Below are 20,246 nucleotides of genomic sequence, written 5' to 3' on the forward strand. Positions count from 1 at the left end.
GCGCTTATACGCGGGCATGGACGCAGGCTGAATCCTTTGTCATGATTCTCTCGCGAGACAAGAGAGGGGACAGCCATGAAGCTCTTGTTCATTGTGCCGTCGGCAGCGCTTCTATTCGCGACGCCCGCTATCGCATATGAGCCCTTTACCGCCTGGTCCGGCTTCTTTGCCGGCGCCGAGGTCAACTATGGCTGGGGCCGTGCCAATCTCCCCGACGCGAAGGCCTCTGCTGGCCACGCGACCTACACCACTAACGTCACACAGATCGACGGCGTCACCGGTGGCGTTCATGGCAGCTACGATCTCAAGACGGGGGCCTGGGTCGTCGGAGCGGAAGCGGATCTGGGCCGTGCCAATGTAAACGCAGACCTTCCCGAATGGGCCTTTGGCGACTACGGCAAGTCGGATATCGATTCACAAGGCGCCGCCAGATTCCGCGCCGGCTACGCCATCAGCCATACACTCTATTACGCGTTGGGCGGCCTGGCGTTGGCGCATACGCAGGCTAACTTCTCCGACATGCCAGCCTTCGCCAGCAATTCCGACAGCAAGAATGGCTGGACGCTCGGCCTCGGTGCGGAACACGCGCTGACCGACAAATGGACCACTCGTGTCGAATATCGCTATTCCGATTTCGGCCGGTTCGGCGAACCGAACGCATCGACGAACCTGGGCTGGAAGGACTACAACAAGATCAGCGAACACGTGATCCGGCTGGGACTGAACTACAAATTCTAAAAGCCCGTTCCCAAACGAGCATTGCCCGGCTCCAATGCCGGGCATTTTTTTAGCCGCGCTTTTTGTCCGACGCTGCCGCTCGACCAAGATCGAGACCCGCAGCGAAATACCCCCCGAAAAAATCCATCACGGCCCTAACACGCGGGATATTGCGCAGCCTTTCGCTCGTCAGAAGCCATATCTCCTGCGCCTCAAGGTCCGGCGTGAAGCAATAGACGAGCGAGGGATCGCCGGCACAAACGAAGTCCGACATCATGGTCACGCCGACGCCCGCCTTGAGGCTGGAATGGAGGCCGGTGATATTGTTCGGCCGCAGCATGATGGCGCTGTCGGGAACATGGGCGCTTACCCAGTCGGTGGTCGGTCCGGGATAGTCGCGCGGGTCGACTGAAATGACGGCATGCCGCGCCAGATCCTCCGGCCCGTCGGGCTTACCATGCGCGGCCGCATAATCCCGGCTGCAATAGAAGCTCCACACATCCTTGGCGACGCAGCGGCCGACGAGATCGGGCTCCGTCGGGCGGCGGCCCGCACGAAGCGCCACATCGGCCTCGCCCTTTCTCAGATCTAGCAGATCGTCCGTTGCGACGAGATCGAGGCGAAGCGCGGGATAGGCCGCGCGGAAGTCTCGTATCGCCTGCATGAGGAGCAGATTGGCAAATGTCTGGTTGGTGGTGAAGCTGACCGATCCCGTCAGCCCGCGCTTCATGGCATCGGCCCTGGCCTTGGCGAGCCGCGCTGCCGCCTCCACGCCCTCGGCAGACTCCAGCAGTTCCCGGCCCGCTTCCGTCGGCACGTAACCTGAGGGGCGCTTCTCGAAGAGCTCCAGCCCGAAGGCCTCCTCAAGCGCAGCAATGCGGCGCGATACCGTGCTCTGGCTCACCTGAAGCGCCCGCGAAGCCCCAAGAGTCGTTCCCGACCGGGCCACCGCGAGGAAAAATTTGAAGTCGTTCCAGTCGGGCATACGGAGGATTATGCATTTTTGGTGAACGAGCGCGCAAGAACGGTGTTTGAGGCCGAGCGGGCTGAAGCCTACATCCACGCTACGGACCTCGCCGCCTTCCCCCAACCTGCAAGGTCCGCAAGCGGAGGACTGAACCATGAAGCTCTATTACGATCCGATCTCGACGACATCGCGCGCCGTTACGCTGTTCCTGGCCGATCAGGGCATCTGCCTCGACGAAGAAATCGTGAGTCTCCATGCGGGCAAGCACCAGACACCCGAATTCGCAGTCATCAATCCAAACATGCAGGTGCCGGCGCTTGTCGATGATGGGCTGGTGCTCACGGAAAGCAGCGCGATCCTGAAATATCTCGGTGAAAAACTTGGCTCCCCTGCCTACCCGACGGACCTCCGGATGCGTGCCCGCGTCAACGAGGCGCTCGACTGGTTCAACACCGGCTTTCATCTGAATTTCTGCGTCTTCCTCGTCTATCGCCGCCTGCTGCCCGATTTCGCCACGCTCGACGCCGCCGCGCATAAGGCAATCGACAACCTCGGCCAGCACCGTGCCCAAAAATATCTCGATGTGCTCAACCGTCACATGATCGGCGGACAAAATTTTGTCTGCGGCGATCAGATCACGCTCGCTGACTATCTTGGCGCAACCTATGTGACGCTAGGCGAGTTCGTCGGGTTCGACCTCACGCCTTGGCCCAACGTGCGGCGCTGGATCGCTGGCCTGAAAGCGCGGCCCTCATGGGACGCCGCCTATGCGGGCTTCAACGGGCTCCTGAGCGCAGCCCACGCCGCCTGAGGCGCCACACCGGCCAGCCCCCTACAAGGTCAAAGCACATGAAAATTCTTCTGCGGATCGCCGCCATCGCGGCGATAACGATCCTGCTCGCCCTGTCGTCGCTCTACGCGGCATCCGAATGGCGGCTCGCCCGGCATTATGACGTGCCGCTGACGCCGCTGCGTATCGCGCCCGCCACGGCGCTTGTCGCAGAGGGCGAACGGCGTGCGCATATATTCGGCTGCACGGGCTGCCACCACGAGGCCGGCAACGTCCTGTTCAAGGCGCCCGGCGTCGGGCGCCTTGTCGCGCCTAATCTGACGCGCATGGCGCCGCTTTATTCCGACGCGGAACTCGCGCGCCTCGTTCGCCACGGCGTGAAGCGCAACGGTACCAGCGCCATCGCCATGCCGGCCGCCGCCTTCAGCGGGCTATCCGATGAGGACCTAGTATCTATCATTGCATGGCTCAGAACGCGCCCCCGCATGGCCGATGCCGAACCGGCGCAGACGGCATGGGGGCCACTCGGCTGGTTCGCCGTCGCCACTGACAAGGTTCCTTTCAGCGCCCCCCGCGCCCGCGAAGTTGCGCCGCCGGTCGACCGGCCCCGCGCCACGCCGAGCCAGCAAGGCGCCTATCTCGTCCAGTCCATCTGCAGCGACTGCCACAAGCTCGACGAGGCCAACGACAATGGCTGGGGCATGCGCACCCCGCCGCTGCGCATGATGGGGCAAGCCTATTCCCTCGCCGATTTCCGTGCGCTGATGCGAACCGGCAAGGCTATGGGTGACCGCGAGGTCGGCACCATGTCCAGTGTCGCGCGGGGCGACTTCTCACACATGACCGACAACGAAATCGAGGCAATCCACGCATATCTCAACTCAACCGATAAGAGCGGTTCAATCGCCGCCGTTAGCGCGAAATGAGATGCGCAGCATTGAGCAACCGCATATCGAGAACTACATCTTCACGCCCCTCCTGAAGCGCGGCGTCAAGGTAATCCATAGCGACCTCAAGGAAGACGAAGGCGTCGACATCGCCGGCACGCTTGGGCATGTAGGACGCAGCGCAATCAAATTCTTCATGTTCTGGCGTGGGCGGGCGGAAGCTCGACGCGGATCGCGTTTCCGGGCACGATCCCGAGATCAAACTGGGTCGGATCGGCGGGCGACGTGCATATGTGCGTCAGAGGCTGAAGACCGCGCCGGAACGGGGACCGAGTTTCAGGCTCGTGCCGTCCCGTGTCACGGCGCCGACATTCAGCACCTCGCCCTTGGGCGCGGCGGGAAGCAGCCACACGGTCTCGTTGCGGCTCAGATTGAAGACGCAAAGAAGTCTCTCGTCCGCACTCACGCGCTCGAAAACGAGAATGGCGTCGCCCTCCGCTTCGATGAAGCGAATTTCGCCGGTGACAAGCGCCTCATGCGCCTTGCGCCTGGCGATGAGGTCGCGGGCGAAGGCGAGGACCGAAGCGGCGTCCTTCTCTTGCGCATCGGCGGCGCGAACACGGTGATAATCGGGCACGGGAAGCCAGGGCGCTCCGCTCGTGAAGCCCGCTTCCGGCGCCGCTGCCTCCCAGGGCATGGGTGTACGGCAACCGTCGCGCCCCTTGCTGAATGGGAAATAGAGATCGCCGACGGGATCCTGAATCCATTTTCGTTCGAGATCGACCTCGGGCAGACCAAGTTCCTCGCCCTGATACATCAGCACCGTGCCCTTGAGCGTCATCAGCAGCATGAGCGCGAGCTTGGCGAGCTGATCGTCGCCCTGCCCGCCGCCCCAACGGGTCACGGGCCGCACGATGTCATGGTTGGAGAACGTCACGCAGGGCCAGAGATGTTCGAGCGGCATGAGCAACTCGTCGAAATAGGTGCGGAAGACTTTCGGCTGGAAAGTCCAGTCTTCGAGAAAATCGAATGTGTAGCCTGTGTGAAGCCGGTCCATGCCGCCTGCATAGACGCCGAACATGGAAGGCTCCTCGGAGAACTCACCGAAAGCGAGCCGCTCGTCATATTCATTCATGACCTTGCGCACGCGCTTCATCGCCCATTCGTTCTCGGGCGTGTTCGCGTCGTAAATATGACGCTGAAGCCGAGGCGCGTGTGCCCAGTTCGCGAAGGTGCGCTCCGCCATGGGCACGGGCGGATTATCGCGCAGATGCTCGTCATGAACATAGGAATTGGCGACATCGAGGCGAAAGCCATCGACACCGCGGTCGAGCCAGAAGCGCAGCACATCCATGCAGGCGTCGACCACATCCGGATTGTGAAAGTTGAGCTTCGGCTGACTCTTCAGGAATTTGTGAAAGTAATATTGCTGTCGCAACGGATGCCACGACCAGGCCGCGCCTCCAAAGGCTGCGAGCCAGTTGTTGGGCGGCGTTCCGTCTTCCTGCGCCTCGGTCCAAACATACCAGTCCGCCTTCGGATTGTTACGCGACAGCAGGCTCTCCTGAAACCAGGGATGCTGGTCCGAGGTGTGGCTCAAAACCTGATCGAGGATGAGCTTGAGACCCCGCGCATGGGCCTCCTTCACCAGACGGTCGAAATCCTCCATCGTCCCCATTTCGGGCGCGATACCGCAATAATCGGACACGTCATAGCCGAAGTCCCGGTTGGGCGAGGGATAGATGGGTGACAGCCAGACCGCATCGACGCCGAGCGAGGCCACATAGTCGAGCTTTCGCTCGATGCCCTTCAGATCGCCGACGCCGTCTCCGTTCGTGTCGAGAAAGCTGCGTGGATAGATCTGATAGACCACAGCCCCTTGCCACCAGGGCTTCTTGCCGGCTTCCGCACCCATGACGACATTCTCCCCTTTCGCCTTGTTTCATGACACTCTAGCCTCTCCCGGATGCATCGCAATCACCGGAGCAAAGGAAGATGGTGGATGAGCGCGTGGAAGTGATCGGCGTCGATCACATCTATCTGACAGTCTCGGATTTCCCTCGGGCCGAACGGTTTTACGACACCGTTCTCGGCTTGCTCGACTTCCGTAAATCCGATCGGGAAATTGCCGGAGCGCCGCATCGGCACTATTTCAACAAGGTGCTTCAGATCACCATCCGTCCGGCCCGGGACGGATATCATCCTTACGATTCCTATAGTCCCGGCCTTCATCACCTCTGCCTGCAGGTAGGCACCCCGGCCGATGTCGACCGCTTCGCCGCCGCGCTGAAGGCCAAGGGGATATCGACGAGCGCCCCCGCCTTCCACAAGGAATATGCCGACGACTACTACGCTACGTTCTTCGAGGACCCGGATGGGCTCCGCCACGAGGTGATGGCTCGTCGCGCTGGCCGCGATCTCATCGTCGCGCGGTGGAATGAGCTCACGGACTTCCTGAACCCGGTTCAGAAGCTCAAGGCTTGAGCTAGTTCAGCATGGCGATCGGCGCGAGTGTCGGCCCGATCTCGTCGTGTATGACGAGGTCGGCGATGGAGTCGAGATCGGTCGGCTCGCGGTTCAGAATGACCAGCCGCGCGCCGTTGCGTTTGGCGATAATGGGAAAGCCCGCGGCGGGGAAAACCTGGAGCGACGAACCAATGGCGACGAAAAGATCACAGGCGAGCGTCGCCTCCTCTGCACGGCGCATTTCCCTCTCCGGCATCGCTTGGCCGAATGAAACTGTCGCCGACTTGATGAAGCCGCCGCAGGCGCGGCATTCGGGGCATTCGCCTGTCTCGTCGAAAATCGCGCGCACCTCTTCCAGCTCGTAGCGCTCGCCGCAATCGAGGCACCTCGCATACGTGCCGTTGCCATGCAGCTCGATGATCTTCTCGGGCGGCACGCCGGAGTTCTGATGCAGATTGTCGATATTCTGCGTTATGACATGGGCAACGATGCCCATATCGACGAGCTTCGCGATGGCCATATGCCCCTTGTTCGGATCGGCCTGCTGCACTGTCTTGTCGATCTCGAATTTGCGCCGCCATGCCTCGCGCCGAAGCGCCGCCGAGCGCAGGAAATCATTGAAGTCGATCGGCGCCATCTTGGTCCAGAGCCCGCCGGGGCTTCTGAAATCGGGAATGCCCGATTCCGTGCTGATGCCCGCGCCGGTGAACACGACCACGCGCGAAGCCTCGTCGATCATCCGCTTCAATTCGCTGTTCATCGCGTCCTCAGTTTTGACCTTTGCCGCCGTTTCGTGAATCATGCCCCAAATTCCAGCAAAGCCAAATCAGGCAATAAGGAAGGCGGAGAGCCATGAAATATCTCCATACGATGGTGCGCGTCGGCGATCTCGACAAGTCGCTCGATTTCTATTGCGACAAGCTCGGCCTCGAGAACAAGGGCCGCTTCGACATCGAGGCTGGCCGCTTCACCCTCGTCTTCCTCGCCCCGCCCGGACAGCCAGAAGCACAGATCGAACTGACGCATAACTGGGACCCTGAAGAGCTGGGCGAAGGGCGCAATTTCGGCCATCTCGCCTATGAGGTGGATGACATCTACGCCTTCTGCGACCGGCTGATGAAGGCCGGCGTTACCATAAACCGGCCGCCCCGCGACGGTCGCATGGCCTTTGTGCGCTCGCCCGACAACGTCTCCATTGAACTTCTGCAGAAAGGCGCGCCGCTCCCCGCGCAGGAACCCTGGGCTTCCATGCCGAATCTTGGTCATTGGTAATCTTGCGCCATCTGGCGGGCTCACTCGCGCGGGTATAAACTTTTACTTATGAGCAAGTTCACGCGACATCTTATCGCCGGTCTTGCCGGTTCGCTGCTGGCGCTTTGCGGCAGCGCGGCCATGGCCGGCGGCGGCCTCACGGTCGGCGACGCGCTTTCGACCGGCCCGTTCATTGAAATGCACGAACCCATGTTCGTCGGCGAAGGCCCCTTCGATGGCGATCCGCCGCCACCCGGACATCCCTGCAGCAAGGTCGTGCGCGACGGACCGACCGCGGACGGCCGCATGGCACATTGGAGCGCCCTGCGTTGCTACGACGCCGCCGGGCGGCCCTATATCGTGCGCGGCAGCGAGCGCATCGAAAATTTTCACTGAGCCCGCCTAGCTCGAAAGCGGCAATCTCAGTTCCACCCGATATCCGGGCGCGAGTTCCGTTCGCTCGATTTCGCCCCTGATCTGTTGCGCCAGCGCATTGACGAGGCGCGAGCCCAGTCCCGTGCGGCTCCGATCGAAAACGACTTCACCCTCATCCTCGATCGAGAGTTTCAGTTCGCCCTCCGCCGCGCGTAGCGCGATGCGGATAGGGCCCGCGCCGCCGGGATAGGCATGCTTCAAGACATTGATGATGAGTTCGTTGACGATCAGCGCCAGCGGCACCGCGATGTCGACCGGAAGCTCAAGCGCCTCCGCCTCGACATCGAAGTTCCAGCGCGCGCTCCCGTTATTCGCCGACGAAGCAATATCCGCGCATAGCTCGCGCAGATAAGAACTCATCTCGACAGCGGTATGGCTCTCAGTGCGGAAAAAACGCTCATGCACCGAGGTGATGGCGGCGACGCGCGACGCAGCGGATTCGAGATGGGATCTTATGCGCTCGTCGTTCGCGGCCGTCGCCTGAAGGTTCAGTATACTGACGACAAGTTGCAGGCTGTTCTTGATCCGGTGGCTGACTTCCCTGAAGAGAATATCCTTCTGGACCAGCATTTTTTCGCGCTCGGCGAGGGCGCGCTCCAGTGCCAGCTCGCGCTCGCGGCGGATGGGTTCCGTAACATCCCTGAGCTTGAGAACGATGCAGGCCATGCGCCCGTCGCCCCCGAAAACCGGCTGGATGCGCGGATTCCAGTAACGCTCATCAATTCCGCCACCCTCTTCCTCAGGCAGCACGATCTCATATTTTCCGGCAGTCAGGGTTTCCGCCTCGCCCGTCGCCAGCGCTCGCTCGAGCGACCTGCGCACCTTGCGAAATGCGGCTGCGAGTTCGACATTTGCATCGGCAGGCAGCAATTCGATGAATGGTTTTCCGATCACGTCCGCGCGCGCCGCGCGCATCAGCGCAAGTTGCCGGTCGCTCGCCGCCATAACCGTGAAGCGCCCATCGGCGCTCAGCAGCAGGCAGGCATCGGGCAATGCGTCGAAGACGTCGCCAAAATCTACGGCCATAGGTGGCTTCCGTTGGCGGAGTTTCTTTTGAGTATTGCCTTGGGTCGTCGCTCCCTCTCGATCAGCATGCCACCATTGCGGCGGGAGCAGCAAGCGCGGGCTATATCTCGAAATGGTGCGGCAGGTCGGCGAGCAGCGGATGCTTGCGGTCCTTGTCGGAGAGAACGGGTTCCGTCGTCGCGAGTTGCCAGTCGATGCCGAGCGCGGGATCGTTCCACAAAAGGCCGCCATCATTCGCCGCCGAGTAGAAATTCGAGACCTTGTAGAAAACTTCCGTTTCAGGCTCCAGCGTCACCAGCCCATGCGCGAAGCCGATCGGCACCAGAAGCTGCAGGCCGTTTGCAGCGCTGAGCACAACCTTCTCATGCTGGCCGAAGGTCGGCGAGCCGTGACGGATATCGACCACCACATCGAGAATGCTGCCCCGAAGAACCCGGACGAGTTTGTCCTGCGCGAAAGGGTACGTCTGGAAGTGAAGCCCGCGGACCGTGCCCTTGTCTGCCGAGCACGACTGGTTGTCCTGCACGAAGGCAATATCGATACCCGCCTCGGCAAAGGCACGCTGACTGTAGGTTTCAGAGAAGAAGCCCCGCGCGTCTTCGAAGCGCCGCGCCTCGATGAGCTTCACATCCGGGAAGCGGCCGAGTTGCGTCACCTTGATGCCGGACATGATTTTCCCGCTCCCAATTCACGAAAGCCGGTCGAGAATATCGTCTGGGGAATGCGGCCATCCGGCCGCTGCAGCATGGTACGTCCTAGGGGAGTCGAACCCCTCTTTCCAGAATGAAAACCTACAAGCATTTGTAGGCGCATACAGGCCCAATGTAGATGCATTTCAAGAAATCAATCTGTTGGCGCCTGCCGCAACCACCTTGAGACTCTCGCAAGCTCACGTGCGACTGTAGCGTTCTTTTTTCCTCTCACCTCTGTATGTGCAAAATTTTGGTCCAGAGGCTCGTGAACGACATCTTGTTTGAGCGCCCGCGCCGCTCCGGCGGGAAAGGTGACAACGCCAGCGGATGGATCTGCGCTCAATGTTTGATCCCAGTCTTGACCATCACGCTGAAGCAGTTCCAATGCATCGACCGACATATTCGGGTCCCGGAATGCGGCAGATGATGGGCGCTTTCCTCCATTACCGTCGGGAACATGCTGATCAGAACGGACTCTCCTCAATAAGCTCCATTCGTCGGCAATCTCCACCTTTTGCTGCAGCTCTGCCATACGGAGCGCACCACTACGCGCGAACAGTGAGAGCGATCACAGCCTCATCCAAACGACGAAAATCGTTCGAGATTGTATCCTCAATGCTCTCTCCGCGATCTCGATCCTCAAACCAAAAGTCTGCGTCGTATGGCCCTGCGACGTGAACCTCCAAGTCTAGCGCGTTAGTGTGCCACTCAAACTGGATTCCACCGATGGACGACGGCACAACAGACGGCGTAGGGGTCCGTTCCCTCATGACAGACTGGAGCATTTGAATCGCGAACATTGCGGTTTCGCGTTTTATTGGAGCCGCGCCATAAGTGTCCCAGTTGCTTTTAAGATCAAGCAATCCACAGACCTCACGCAGCACTGTGGTCGACCACTGCTCCGTCGGCGCATGCTCGCGCAATCGCTTCCTGGGACCGAGCGGAACAAAATTCCTGGGACGAGCTGTTGGCGCCTTCTCAACCATGCCCGACGGAATTGTGTATTCGTCGTCGCTCAGCGCACGAGAAGATTTATTAGTCGCTGACATTCTTCAGACCCCAAAGCTCATGCATTTTAGCCGTTGTCAGACCCGCAAAGCTCTTCACAATAGCCTCATGGCATTTTTCAATAGTTGCCCTTGCCGCATCAACCGTATCCTGCTTAGGCTTTGCTCTTGCCGTCAGTTGGAATTGTATGGCTGCTCTCTGAGTTTCATTATGAAAAGCCGGCAAAAACTCGGCATGAAGGCGTCCGTAGGGCGCGCCCTCCTCATCCTGCAGCAAAAATCTCACGGAGCCGGTCGCGTTATCAAACGGAAAGCCCTCTTGAGGCGGCATATCCTTCGCCCAGAACCGAAATACGTCGCCTAAGTACGCGTAGGGGTTTCCCTCTCCTTCAGTATAAATATGATTTATATATGTCACTTCAACTTGGTTGATACTCAGATCGCCAATATTTTGGTCCTGAAGAAACTTTTGCCAAGCATCAAGCTCAAGGACGAACTCGGAAAACAACTTTTTGAAACGTGGATACTTGTCAGATGCCTGCGTTTGTCTCCAATTATGAAGAAAGCGGTCATTCTGTATTTGGATCAGTTCGCAATCGTCTTCAGTAACAAACCAGTACCGCGTTGGCGTCCGACCGAACTGCAGATGAAACCCCGACTGCACGGGATTTGGGCCAAATGTTTCAAATATCGCCGCCAACGGATCCTGCTCGGACACCTTTGGAAAACGCTTCTTCATACGCTCATAGAACATCCCAGCGTGAACATTCGAGAACTGTGTTGTCGCATTCTGAATGCCTATGATCACCTCGGTGACCGGGGGCTGATCGAAGTCAGGCAGCATTCGTTGGGGTCCGCCTTCTCTCTATCCGCCGACCAAGCCAACGGCGGGTTTTCGTACCTTCTTTTATAATAGATAATGCAGTGATTCCCTAAAATGTGAGAGTGGCTTCCCTATCCCTCTCCTATTCCCTCGGGCGGCCAGTGGCGGGCAGCGATCTTGCCGACGCGAGCGAGAGCGAGAAGGAAATTGCCGCCGTGCTCGGCCACCGCACGCTACGCATGGTCCAGAACTACACGAAGTCCGCGGCGCAGAAGCGCCTCGCCAGCTCGGCGATCAAGCGGCTCGAACGCGCCGACAAAATGCGGAAATCAGAGGGCTGAGAGAACGGGAACGGAACGGGAAAGTGTCTAACCCTGTCGATCCGAAGTGTCTAACCTTTGAAAAAACGCTGGTACGCCCTAGGGGAGTCGAACCCCTCTTTCCAGAATGAAAATCTGGCGTCCTAACCGATAGACGAAGGGCGCATATGCGCTTGTGGCCCCGGAGGACCGGCGCGGCCGATGATGGCCGCTGGCGGGGCTTATAAGGGGATAATTCTGTGCTGACAAGTACATGTCGCAACGAAGTTTCAGGGCGTCGCGTCTCGCGTCAGAACGGCGTCCTCGATATTGAACTGGACGTCGCGGCGGCCCCGCCAGTCATCGGCCTTGAGCCGGCCCGCGACATGGATCGAGCCCGTTCCACGGTCCAGCAAGGCCTTGCCGAGCGGTGTTTCCGCGGCCCTGAAGGCAATCGCCTTGAGCCGCGCTCCATCCTCGCCCGTGAGCGTGCAGCGCACGTGAGCGCCCCCTACGAGGTCCACATGGGCGATCCGCATGGCGGGAAGCGCGAAGCGGGGCTCGGGGTTCCCGGCGCCATAGGGCCCCGCCTGCTCCAGCAGGTCATAAAGGGCCCGGTTGGCGCCCCGGGCGCTCAATGCGCCGTCGAGGCGCAGGGCCTTTGATTCGGAAGCCGTCATCACATCCTCGGCCAGACGGGCCTCCAGGAACTCGGAGAGGCCTTCAAGCTTGTCCTCGCGCACCGTCAGGCCGGCAGCCATTGCGTGGCCCCCGCCATTGACGAGGAACCCGGATTCAAGCGCCGCTGTGACCGCGCGGCCCAGATCGACGCCCTGAATGGAGCGGCCCGAGCCCTTGCCCTCCCCCTTGCCGTCCAGAGCCACAACAATGGCCGGGCGCTCGTAGCGCTCCTTCAGCCGGGCGGCGACGATGCCGATGACGCCCGGGTGCCAGCCCTTGGAGGCGGCAAGGATAACCGGCGGGGGCGCATTGCGGCGGCTGGCGCCGAGCGCCATGTCCACCTGCGCCAGTGCCTCTTCCAGCACTTGCGCCTCGATGGCCTGACGCTCCTTGTTAAGCCGGTCGAGCTCAGCGGCAATGGCCGCGGCTTCCTCGGCGTCCGAAGTGGTCAGCAGCCGCGCCCCGAGATCGGCCCGGCCGACACGCCCGCCCGCATTGACGCGCGGGCCGAGCAGGAAGCCCAGATGATAGGCGGCAGGCGTGCCCTCAAGCCGCGACACATCGGCCAGCGCCTTGAGGCCGATATTGCCCCGCCGCGCCAGCACGCGCAGCCCTTGCGCCACATAGGCGCGATTGAGACCGACCAGCGGCACCACGTCGCAAACCGTGCCGAGCGCGACGAGATCGAGCAGCGCGAGAAGATCCGGCTCGTCATGCGTCGCATACCAGCCGCCGTCGCGCAGTGCGCGATTGATGGCGACGAGGAACAGGAAAGCGACGCCGACGGCGGCGAGCGTCCCCTGCCCGCTCGTATCGTCGAGCCGGTTCGGATTGACCAGCGCCAGCGCGGGAGGCAGCGCGGGCTCGGCCTGATGATGGTCGATGACGATGATTTCGAGGCCCGCATCGGCGGCCAGACCCAGAACCTTGTGCGCCATGGTTCCGCAATCGACGGTGACGATGAGCTTGTAGCCATCGTCGCGCAGCTCCATCAGCGCGGGTGCGTTGGGGCCATAGCCTTCGCGGATACGATCGGGAATATAGATGCGGATATCGTGGCCGACGGCATTGAAGAACCGCTTGAGAAGCGCGCTCGACGTCGCTCCGTCCACGTCATAATCGCCGAAGACCGCGACCTTCTCCCCACGCATGATCGCCTCCGCGATGCGACGCGACGCGCGATCCATGTCGAGCAAAGACGAGGGATCGGGAAGCAGATTCTTCAGGCTGGGGTTCAGATAGGCCGCGCAATCTTCCGGCGCGACACCGCGCCCCGCGAGAACGCGGGCCACGATTTCCGGCAAGCCCTCTCGCTGCGAGATGGCAAGTGCAAGGCGATCATCGGCAAGGCGGCTCACCCAGGCGCGGCCGGTCAGCGACCGTTCTACTCCCAGGAAGTGCGCTGTCCCCTCGCCCAATTCGCCTCCGCCTTACTTGAAGATGTCGATGGAGGGATGAAGCGCCTTCACCCAACGCACCGTGCCGCGCGACGAGCGCATGACGACCGTATGCGTGGTGATGCCGCCGCGTACATGGCGGATACCTTCGAGCATGTTGCCGTCGGTCACGCCGGTCGCCGCGAAGATCACGTCGCCCGACGCCATTTCGTGCATGTCGTACTTCTTGTTGAAGTCCTTCACGCCCATCTTGGCGGCACGGGCCTTCTGCTCGTCGCTGGACGTAACGAGACGCCCCTGCATCTGGCCGCCGGTGCAGCGCAGAGCGGCAGCGGCAAGCACACCTTCCGGCGCGCCGCCCGTGCCGAGATAAATGTCGATGCCGGTCGTCGGATCGGTCGTGTTGATGATGCCCGCGATGTCGCCATCGGTGATCAGAGAGACGCGCGCGCCCGTCGCGCGCACGGCGGCGATCAGATCCGCATGGCGCGGCCGGTCGAGGATGCAGCAGTTGATTTCGGAAATGTCGACGCCCTTGGCCTTGGCAAGCGCGGCGATGTTTTCCTTCGGCGTCGCATCGAGATCGACAAGGCCGGCTGGATAGCCTCCGCCGATGGCGATCTTGTCCATATAGGTATCCGGCGCATGGAGAAGGCTGCCGCCTTCCGCCATGGCGAGCACAGCCAGCGCGTTCGGCATGCGCTTGGCGCAAAGCGTCGTGCCTTCGAGCGGATCGAGCGCAATGTCGACCTTCGGGCCGTTGCCCGTACCGACCTTTTCGCCGATGTAGAGCATCGGCGCTTCGTCGCGCTCGCCTTCGCCAATGACGATGGTGCCGTCGATGTCGAGACGGTTGAGTTCCTTGCGCATCGCGTCGACAGCCGCCTGATCGGCCGCCTTCTCGTCGCCGCGTCCCGCCAGCAGGGATGAAAGAATTGCCGCTCGTTCGGTGACTCGCGTCACTTCGAGCGTCAGCATCCTGCTAATTCCAACTTTACCAGTCATCGATCTTTTCCTTCGCCAAGCCTTTGCTTCTGCTTAACGTGATTCGCCGTCTTCGATCCGGATCACGAGCGGAGTGCCCGCCACATCTACCAATTTCAACAAATGCGCCAGCGCCTGGCGCATCGAGCTTTCCTGCGTCTTGTGCGTCACGAAAACGACAGGCTTGCGTCCAGTATCGCCCTCATCGCCTCGCTGCACGATGCGTTCGATCGACACGGAGGCATTGGCCAGGGCCCGCGTGATCTCGGCCATGCTGCCCGCGCGATCGACCGCGTTGAACCGCAGGTAGTAAGCGCTTTCGGGCCCGCCCTCTGCCGCCTTCGCAGGCGCCTTGAGGTGGCTCGTCGGCACGATAAAGGGCGGCATGACGAGGCCGCGCGCAATATCGACCAGATCGGAGAGAACGGCGGACGCCGTCGGCCCTTCGCCCGCACCGCGGCCTTCGAGAACCAGAAGCCCGACACGATCGCCGCGAACGGCCACCGCGTTGAATACGCCCGAAACGGCGGCCAAAGGCGAACCCTCGGCGACCAGTGCCGGATGTACCCGCTGCTCCACGCCGCCATCCGATTTCGTCGCGATAGCCAGCAGTTTGATCTTGTAGCCGAACTCTTTCGCGAACTTGATATCGGCGGCAGTGATCTTCTCGATGCCTTCGATATTCACGCTGCCGAAATCGACCTCTCGGCCAAAGGCAAGGCTCGCAAGAATCGCAAGCTTGTGCGCGGCGTCGATACCGCCGACATCGAAGCTCGGATCGGCTTCCGCATAGCCGAGTGCCTGCGCGTCCTTCAGCACATCGGCGAAGTCGCGACCCGTCGTCTCCATCTCGGTGAGGATGTAGTTGCAGGTGCCGTTGAGAATACCGGTGACGCTTTCGATCTCGTTGGCGGCGAGACCTTCGCGCAGCGCCTTGATGATCGGAATGCCACCCGCGACCGCCGCTTCATAATTGAGCGCGACGCCCTTGTTCTCCGCCAGCTTCGCCAGCGCGATGCCGTGATGCGCGATCAGCGCCTTGTTCGCGGTGACGACATGCTTGCCGTTCGCAAGCGCCGTTTCTACCAGCGCGCGCGCCACACCTTCTGCGCCGCCGATGAGCTCGACCACAACATCGATGTCATCCGCCGTTGCGAGTTTCAGCGCGTCGTCTTCCCAGCGAGCCGAGCCTATATCGATGCCGCGCGCCTTCGCCTTGTTCCGTGCACTGACGGCCACAATGTCGATCGAGCGTCCGGCAGCGGCGGCAAGGAACTCCCGCCGTGCGGCAAGAATCTTGACCACGCCAACCCCGACGGTGCCGAGGCCCGCCACACCTATCCTGAGTGGTTTCGTCACGGGCGGCTCGCTCTCGTCGAATTGGGGTGCTGGACGATGTTGCTCTTGATGCCCGTCCGATCCTCGTATTCCGCAATGATCTGGTCGGCGTTCTGCATCATGCGCTTCACATTGCGCGCCGCCTGACGGATGCGCTGCTCGTTCTCGACCAGGCCGATACGCACATGGCCATCGCCATACTCACCAAAGCCGATGCCCGGCGCGACGGCCATATCGGCCTGCTCGAGCAGCAGCGTCGCGAAGCCCATCGAACCGAGATGCCGGAACTTCTCCGGGATCGGCGACCAGGCGAACATGCTGGCGGGCGGGCTCGGAATGTTCCAGCCAGCGCGGGCCATGCTGTCCACCAGCACGTCGCGTCGGCCCTTGTAGGTCTCGCGGATTTCCTCGATGCAATCGGTCGGGCCGTTGAGCGCCGCCGTCGCCGCTACCTGAATGGGGGTGAAGGCGCCATAGTCGAGATAGGACTTCACGCGGCCAAGCGCATTGATAAGCCGCTCATTGCCGACCGCAAAGCCCATGCGCCAGCCCGGCATGGCGAAGGTCTTGGAGAGCGAGGTGAACTCCACCGCCCGCTCCTTCGCGCCCGGCACCTGCAGGATCGAGGGCGGCGGGTTGCCGTCGAAATAGATCTCGGAATAGGCGAGATCGGAGATGATGTAGATGTCGTGCTTCGCCGCGAAGGCGACGACATCGCGATAGAAATCGAGATCGGCCACCTGCGCCGTCGGGTTCGACGGATAGGACACGATCAGCGCCGTCGGCTTCGGCACGCTGTGGCGCACGCCGCGCTCCAGCATGTCGAAGAAGCCGGACGGGCTCTCGAAAGGCACAGAGCGGATGACCGCACCCGAAATGATGAAGCCGAAGGCGTGGATCGGATAGCTCGGATTCGGGCAGAGCACGACGTCGCCGGGCGCGGTGATCGCCTGCGCCAGGTTCGCGAGCCCCTCTTTCGAGCCGAGCGTCGCGATCACTTCCGTTTCCGGATTGAGCTTCACGCCGAAGCGGCGATCATAATAAGCGGCCTGCGCGCGACGAAGGCCGGGGATGCCGCGCGACGAGGAATAGCGATGGGTCTTCGGATCGCGCACCGCCTCGATCAGCTTTTCGACGATATGCGGCGGCGTCGGCATGTCGGGATTGCCCATGCCGAAGTCGATGATGTCCTTGCCCTCGGCGCGCGCCTTGGCCTTGAGCTTGTTCACGCTCTCGAAGACATAGGGGGGCAGACGCTTTATGCGGTGGAACTCTTCGCTCATGGCCAGATCCTGAATTGACGCCGGACATTCACCCTAAAGGGGCAATCCGGGCGCCCTTATAGCTCCAAAGCCCCGGCCGGGCCACGTTCAAATGGCCGGAACCGCAGGCAAATCCTTGCGTAACGGACGGGGGCCATATGGCCCCTATCCTGAGGCGGGATTGTGACGCATTCGAAGGAAACGGGGAATAAATGATCCCGTCACCCCTCGGGAGGCCTACTTGCCCCCACCGACCGTCGGCTTGACCTCGACCGGGGTGGTCGGAGCGGCGTTGACCGGCTGTTCGGCATTCGGATCCGGCTTCTGCTCAGCCGGTTCGGCGGCCGCGGCGGGCGCATCCTTGGCCGGCGGCAGGCCCTTGGCCTCTTCAAGCGTCTTGTGGCCACCGCGTGCCGGCACGGGAATGACACCCGGCTCGAGAACCAGCGCCTTCGCAGGCGCAGCGGGCTCTGCCGTCGGCGCCATGGTCTCCGGCGCAGGCAAGGCTGGAGGCGTCGTCGGTGCGGGCGACGTCTTGGCTGGCGTCGCGGCGGCAGGTGCAGGCGCCTTCACGACGACGGGCGCCGCCACCGGGGCAGGAGCTTTCACCGGAGCCTTCACGGGCACAGGGGCAGCCTTCGCCGCCGGCGTGGGCGCAGGCGCAGGCGCAGGAATTGGAGCGGGTGCCTTGGCCGGCACCGCGACGGCAGGCGCCGTCACTGGCGAGGCGGCAGGTGCTGCGGGCTGCGGTGCAGTCGAGCCGGTACGCAGATTGCTGTCCGTCTGCTGCGCTGCCGCACGGTCGGCGGCCAGGCTTTTGGCAATGTCTTCCTGCTGCTGCCTGGAGGTCGCGGCGGGCGCTTTGGTCGGAACATTGGCCAGATCGGGGAAGCTGTCGGCGCCCGGCTGAGCCGCCGCGGGCTTGGATTCGCCGTAGACGGAGGCGGGCTTGGCGTCATCCGGAATCGCGGAGCATCCGGCAAGGGCCGCCGCAACGAGAGCCGCGCTCCCGGCCTGCGTCAGAAACGCCCCGAGAGTGCCGTTGCGTAATCCGCCGTTCCAACCATGCCGGGACATTCATGTAGCTCCTTGACCGCTTTTGGATGCCCTACCCAGGTCCACGACGAGCCAAAAGGTGTCGCGCTGCCCCTAGGCGAGCGTCGCCAACCGTATAGTATAAGAACGAAACAAAAAACCGTTTGTCGCAGGATCGAAAACCGGCCTCAATTGTCTTAATGAGCCGCGGCCTGTCGGAAACAGGCTTCAAGAAAATGTCGCGCCCCGGCGCGAAGATCGTTGGCATGACACAAAAGACGACAACGAAAACAAAGCCGAAGCGCACCAGGACCCCGAAACCCGATCTTCCGCCCGAGCCGGAGGCGTCGGCCAACACCGCTAAAACGGAGGCGGCGGCCGATCAGTCGCCCTACCCGGTTCCCGACATGGGTGCGCTGGCGGTCAACCTGATCAAGGCAGCGACTCTCGGCCAGAAGGCGGCGCGACTCATGGCCACGAGCGAAGGCCGCAGCGCAGCCGAATCGACCATGCTGGACGTGCGCCGCATCGGCAAGACCATGCTCGATGTCGCGAGCAGCTATGTGCGCGATCCGGCGCGGCTGGTCGAATCCCAGATACAGCTGTGGAACGGCTATATCGGTCTCTTTCAGACGGCCACCAAGCGCTTCCTTGGCGAAGAAACGAAGCCCGTCGTCGAGCCCGCGCGCTCCGACAAGCGCTTCAAGGACCCGGAGTGGCAGAACAATCTCGTCTTCGATCTGTTGAAGCAGTCCTACCTCATCGCCAGCCAATGGCTGGCGCAGCAGGTTCAGGCAACGCAGGGCATCGACGCGCATACGCGCAAGAAGGCCGACTTCTACGTTCGTCAGTTCGCCAACGCCTTCTCGCCCTCGAACTTCCTGCTGACCAATCCGGAAGTGCTGCGCACGACGCTCGCCACCAATGGCGAGAATCTCGTGCAGGGCATGCAGCATCTGCTGGAAGACGTGGAGCGCGGAAACGGCAAGCTGCAAATTCAGCAGACGGACATGAAGGCCTTCCGCCTCGGTGAGAATATCGCGCTGACGCCGGGCAAGGTCGTCTACCAGAACGACCTCATCCAGCTCCTGCAATATGAGCCGACCACCGACAAGGTTCACAAGCGGCCTCTGCTGATCTTCCCGCCCTGGATCAACAAATATTATATCCTTGATCTCACGCCCGAAAAATCCTTCGTCAAATGGGCCGTGGCACAGGGTTTCACCGTCTTCGTGGTGAGCTGGGTCAATCCCGATGCACAGCTCGCGATGAAGAGCTTCGAAAGCTACATGTTCGATGGCGTCTACGACGCGCTCGACGCGGTGGAAAAGGCGACCGGCGAAAAGGAAGTCAACGCCATCGGCTATTGCATCGGCGGCACGCTACTCGCATCGAGCCTCGCGCATATGGCGTCGAAGGGCGACAAGCGCATCAAGTCCGCAACCTTCTTCGCGACGCAGGTCGACTTCACCGAAGCGGGCGATCTTCAGGTCTTCATCGACGAGGAACAGATATCCGAGGTCGAGCAGCAGATGGAAGCGCATGGTGGCGTGCTCGAAGGCTCGGCTATGGCCTCGACCTTCAATATGCTGCGTTCGAACGAACTGATCTGGTCCTACGTGGTCAACAACTACCTGCTCGGCCGCGAGCCCGTGCCCTTCGATCTGCTCTACTGGAACGCCGATGCGACGCGCATGCCGGCGAAGATGCACATCTTCTATCTGCGCGAATGCTATCTGCGGAACAACCTCGCGGAAGGCAGGATGGAGCTTGGCGGCGTGAATCTCGATCTCTCCAAGGTCACGATCCCCGTCTACCTCCAGTCGAGCCGCGAGGACCACATCGCGCCCTATAATTCCGTCTACAAGGCGACGCGGCTTTTCAGCGGCCCCGTAAAGTTCATCATCGCCGGGTCCGGCCATATCGCAGGCGTCATCAATCCGCCTACGGCGCAAAAATACCAGTACTGGACCAATGACGAGCGCCCCGCAACGCCAGATGCGTGGCTCGCAGGCGCGACGGAAACGGCCGGCTCCTGGTGGCCTGACTGGCACAAATGGATCAAGGAGACGGCGGGCGATCACGTTCCCGCTCGCGTTCCCGGCGACCGGGGACTCCCCGTGCTGGAAAACGCACCTGGCTCCTATGTGATGGTCAAATCGGACGAATAGGTGTCCGGCCTTCCGCGA

General features: G+C 61.7%; 21 protein-coding genes and 1 tRNA gene. 8 read left to right on the top strand and 14 right to left on the bottom strand.

Going from position 1 to position 20,246, the window contains the following annotated elements:
• Positions 1-75: 75 nt before the first annotated feature.
• Positions 76-738 (top strand): outer membrane protein, encoded by a 663-nt coding sequence (locus tag F2P47_RS08705; protein WP_152215970.1) that lies wholly within the window; start codon positions 76-78, stop codon positions 736-738.
• 49 nt (positions 739-787) lie between these two features.
• Here F2P47_RS08705 and F2P47_RS08710 read toward each other — a convergent pair whose 3' ends face one another.
• The gene (locus tag F2P47_RS08710; RefSeq protein WP_152215971.1) at positions 788-1,840 is read right to left on the bottom strand and encodes a LysR family transcriptional regulator; all 1,053 of its coding nucleotides are present in this window, start codon (positions 1,838-1,840) and stop codon (positions 788-790) included.
• Between F2P47_RS08710 and F2P47_RS08715 the strand changes: the two genes are divergently transcribed.
• Both F2P47_RS08715 and F2P47_RS08720 read left to right on the top strand, forming a co-directional pair.
• Complete coding sequence (locus F2P47_RS08715) at positions 1,839-2,495, top strand: glutathione S-transferase family protein (protein WP_152215972.1); 657 nt, start codon at positions 1,839-1,841, stop codon at positions 2,493-2,495. The genes F2P47_RS08710 and F2P47_RS08715 overlap by 2 nt on opposite strands.
• A gap of 38 nt (positions 2,496-2,533) precedes the next feature.
• The gene (locus F2P47_RS08720; RefSeq protein WP_152215973.1) at positions 2,534-3,400 is read left to right on the top strand and encodes a c-type cytochrome; all 867 of its coding nucleotides are present in this window, start codon (positions 2,534-2,536) and stop codon (positions 3,398-3,400) included.
• Here the strand turns inward: F2P47_RS08720 and F2P47_RS17685 are convergent.
• A complete protein-coding gene (locus F2P47_RS17685) occupies positions 3,387-3,530 on the bottom strand; it encodes a hypothetical protein (RefSeq protein ID WP_185681034.1) in 144 nt (47 codons plus the stop codon). The two genes, F2P47_RS08720 and F2P47_RS17685, sit on opposite strands and share 14 nt — an antisense overlap.
• Positions 3,531-3,659: 129 nt before the next feature.
• Entirely contained in the window at positions 3,660-5,276 is a 1,617-nt protein-coding gene (locus F2P47_RS08725; RefSeq protein ID WP_152215974.1) for an alpha-glucosidase family protein, read from the bottom strand.
• Between the two features lie 80 nt (positions 5,277-5,356).
• Between F2P47_RS08725 and F2P47_RS08730 the strand changes: the two genes are divergently transcribed.
• Positions 5,357-5,845 (top strand): VOC family protein, encoded by a 489-nt coding sequence (locus F2P47_RS08730; protein WP_152215975.1) that lies wholly within the window; start codon positions 5,357-5,359, stop codon positions 5,843-5,845.
• Between the two features lies 1 nt (position 5,846).
• On the opposite strand, the gene F2P47_RS08735 is transcribed toward F2P47_RS08730, so the two are convergent.
• Positions 5,847-6,629, bottom strand: coding sequence for an SIR2 family NAD-dependent protein deacylase (locus tag F2P47_RS08735; RefSeq protein WP_204886591.1), 783 nt, complete (start codon positions 6,627-6,629; stop codon positions 5,847-5,849).
• A gap of 50 nt (positions 6,630-6,679) precedes the next feature.
• On the opposite strand from F2P47_RS08735, the gene F2P47_RS08740 reads away from it, so the two are divergent.
• Positions 6,680-7,099 carry a VOC family protein gene (locus F2P47_RS08740; protein ID WP_152215976.1) on the top strand — a complete coding sequence of 140 codons (420 nt, stop codon included), beginning with the start codon at positions 6,680-6,682 and terminating at the stop codon, positions 7,097-7,099.
• Positions 7,100-7,147: 48 nt separating this feature from the next.
• A complete protein-coding gene (locus F2P47_RS08745; RefSeq protein WP_152215977.1) occupies positions 7,148-7,474 on the top strand; it encodes a hypothetical protein in 327 nt (108 codons plus the stop codon).
• 6 nt (positions 7,475-7,480) lie between these two features.
• Here F2P47_RS08745 and F2P47_RS08750 read toward each other — a convergent pair whose 3' ends face one another.
• The 4 genes from F2P47_RS08750 to F2P47_RS08765 all read right to left on the bottom strand — a co-directional run bounded on the left by F2P47_RS08750 (position 7,481) and on the right by F2P47_RS08765 (position 11,082).
• On the bottom strand, positions 7,481-8,539 hold the full coding sequence (locus F2P47_RS08750) for a sensor histidine kinase (protein WP_152215978.1): 1,059 nt from the start codon (positions 8,537-8,539) through the stop codon (positions 7,481-7,483).
• Between the two features lie 100 nt (positions 8,540-8,639).
• Positions 8,640-9,209 carry a dTDP-4-dehydrorhamnose 3,5-epimerase gene (gene rfbC, locus F2P47_RS08755; RefSeq protein ID WP_152215979.1) on the bottom strand — a complete coding sequence of 190 codons (570 nt, stop codon included), beginning with the start codon at positions 9,207-9,209 and terminating at the stop codon, positions 8,640-8,642.
• 173 nt (positions 9,210-9,382) lie between these two features.
• Positions 9,383-9,763, bottom strand: coding sequence for a hypothetical protein (locus F2P47_RS08760; RefSeq protein WP_152215980.1), 381 nt, complete (start codon positions 9,761-9,763; stop codon positions 9,383-9,385).
• A gap of 503 nt (positions 9,764-10,266) precedes the next feature.
• Entirely contained in the window at positions 10,267-11,082 is an 816-nt protein-coding gene (locus F2P47_RS08765) for a TIGR04255 family protein (RefSeq protein ID WP_152215981.1), read from the bottom strand.
• Positions 11,083-11,183: 101 nt separating this feature from the next.
• On the opposite strand from F2P47_RS08765, the gene F2P47_RS08770 reads away from it, so the two are divergent.
• Positions 11,184-11,402 carry a hypothetical protein gene (locus F2P47_RS08770; protein WP_152215982.1) on the top strand — a complete coding sequence of 73 codons (219 nt, stop codon included), beginning with the start codon at positions 11,184-11,186 and terminating at the stop codon, positions 11,400-11,402.
• 69 nt (positions 11,403-11,471) lie between these two features.
• On the opposite strand, the gene F2P47_RS08775 is transcribed toward F2P47_RS08770, so the two are convergent.
• The 6 genes from F2P47_RS08775 to F2P47_RS17690 form a co-directional block, all read right to left on the bottom strand.
• Positions 11,472-11,546 (bottom strand) — tRNA-Glu (locus tag F2P47_RS08775).
• A 104-nt stretch (positions 11,547-11,650) separates the two neighbouring features.
• A complete protein-coding gene (gene recJ, locus F2P47_RS08780; protein ID WP_152215983.1) occupies positions 11,651-13,459 on the bottom strand; it encodes a single-stranded-DNA-specific exonuclease RecJ in 1,809 nt (602 codons plus the stop codon).
• A 12-nt stretch (positions 13,460-13,471) separates the two neighbouring features.
• The gene (gene glpX, locus F2P47_RS08785) at positions 13,472-14,443 is read right to left on the bottom strand and encodes a class II fructose-bisphosphatase (protein ID WP_152215984.1); all 972 of its coding nucleotides are present in this window, start codon (positions 14,441-14,443) and stop codon (positions 13,472-13,474) included.
• Between the two features lie 33 nt (positions 14,444-14,476).
• Positions 14,477-15,781, bottom strand: a complete 1,305-nt coding sequence (locus tag F2P47_RS08790) for a homoserine dehydrogenase (RefSeq protein ID WP_152215985.1) — start codon at positions 15,779-15,781, stop codon at positions 14,477-14,479.
• Complete coding sequence (locus F2P47_RS08795; protein ID WP_152215986.1) at positions 15,778-17,043, bottom strand: LL-diaminopimelate aminotransferase; 1,266 nt, start codon at positions 17,041-17,043, stop codon at positions 15,778-15,780. Before F2P47_RS08795 ends, F2P47_RS08790 begins: the two co-directional genes overlap by 4 nt.
• A 216-nt stretch (positions 17,044-17,259) precedes the next feature.
• Positions 17,260-18,099 (bottom strand): hypothetical protein, encoded by an 840-nt coding sequence (locus F2P47_RS17690; RefSeq protein WP_185681035.1) that lies wholly within the window; start codon positions 18,097-18,099, stop codon positions 17,260-17,262.
• A 224-nt stretch (positions 18,100-18,323) separates the two neighbouring features.
• On the opposite strand from F2P47_RS17690, the gene phaC reads away from it, so the two are divergent.
• A complete protein-coding gene (gene phaC / locus F2P47_RS08810) occupies positions 18,324-20,228 on the top strand; it encodes a class I poly(R)-hydroxyalkanoic acid synthase (protein WP_246176811.1) in 1,905 nt (634 codons plus the stop codon).
• The last annotated feature ends 18 nt before the right edge of the window (positions 20,229-20,246 follow it).

Origin of the sequence: Parvibaculum sedimenti, assembly GCF_009184905.1 — a bacterium.
Classification (GTDB): Bacteria; Pseudomonadota; Alphaproteobacteria; order Parvibaculales; family Parvibaculaceae; genus Parvibaculum; species Parvibaculum sedimenti.

What these genes read in the sequence shown, in the direction of transcription:
- F2P47_RS08760 (WP_152215980.1), bottom strand. Translation starts at nt 9,763, where the DNA reads ATGGCAGAGCTGCAGCAAAAGGTGGAGATTGCCGACGAATGGAGCTTA.
- F2P47_RS08705 (WP_152215970.1), top strand. Translation starts at nt 76, where the DNA reads ATGAAGCTCTTGTTCATTGTGCCGTCGGCAGCGCTTCTATTCGCGACG.
- F2P47_RS17690 (WP_185681035.1), bottom strand. Translation starts at nt 18,099, where the DNA reads ATGTCCCGGCATGGTTGGAACGGCGGATTACGCAACGGCACTCTCGGG.
- F2P47_RS08765 (WP_152215981.1), bottom strand. Translation starts at nt 11,082, where the DNA reads ATGCTGCCTGACTTCGATCAGCCCCCGGTCACCGAGGTGATCATAGGC.
- F2P47_RS08795 (WP_152215986.1), bottom strand. Translation starts at nt 17,043, where the DNA reads ATGAGCGAAGAGTTCCACCGCATAAAGCGTCTGCCCCCCTATGTCTTC.
- F2P47_RS08715 (WP_152215972.1), top strand. Translation starts at nt 1,839, where the DNA reads ATGAAGCTCTATTACGATCCGATCTCGACGACATCGCGCGCCGTTACG.
- phaC (WP_246176811.1), top strand. Translation starts at nt 18,324, where the DNA reads ATGACACAAAAGACGACAACGAAAACAAAGCCGAAGCGCACCAGGACC.
- F2P47_RS08730 (WP_152215975.1), top strand. Translation starts at nt 5,357, where the DNA reads ATGGTGGATGAGCGCGTGGAAGTGATCGGCGTCGATCACATCTATCTG.
- F2P47_RS17685 (WP_185681034.1), bottom strand. Translation starts at nt 3,530, where the DNA reads ATGCCCAAGCGTGCCGGCGATGTCGACGCCTTCGTCTTCCTTGAGGTC.
- F2P47_RS08750 (WP_152215978.1), bottom strand. Translation starts at nt 8,539, where the DNA reads ATGGCCGTAGATTTTGGCGACGTCTTCGACGCATTGCCCGATGCCTGC.
- F2P47_RS08745 (WP_152215977.1), top strand. Translation starts at nt 7,148, where the DNA reads ATGAGCAAGTTCACGCGACATCTTATCGCCGGTCTTGCCGGTTCGCTG.
- F2P47_RS08740 (WP_152215976.1), top strand. Translation starts at nt 6,680, where the DNA reads ATGAAATATCTCCATACGATGGTGCGCGTCGGCGATCTCGACAAGTCG.
- F2P47_RS08710 (WP_152215971.1), bottom strand. Translation starts at nt 1,840, where the DNA reads ATGGTTCAGTCCTCCGCTTGCGGACCTTGCAGGTTGGGGGAAGGCGGC.
- F2P47_RS08725 (WP_152215974.1), bottom strand. Translation starts at nt 5,276, where the DNA reads ATGGGTGCGGAAGCCGGCAAGAAGCCCTGGTGGCAAGGGGCTGTGGTC.
- F2P47_RS08720 (WP_152215973.1), top strand. Translation starts at nt 2,534, where the DNA reads ATGAAAATTCTTCTGCGGATCGCCGCCATCGCGGCGATAACGATCCTG.
- glpX (WP_152215984.1), bottom strand. Translation starts at nt 14,443, where the DNA reads ATGACTGGTAAAGTTGGAATTAGCAGGATGCTGACGCTCGAAGTGACG.
- F2P47_RS08735 (WP_204886591.1), bottom strand. Translation starts at nt 6,629, where the DNA reads ATGATTCACGAAACGGCGGCAAAGGTCAAAACTGAGGACGCGATGAAC.
- rfbC (WP_152215979.1), bottom strand. Translation starts at nt 9,209, where the DNA reads ATGTCCGGCATCAAGGTGACGCAACTCGGCCGCTTCCCGGATGTGAAG.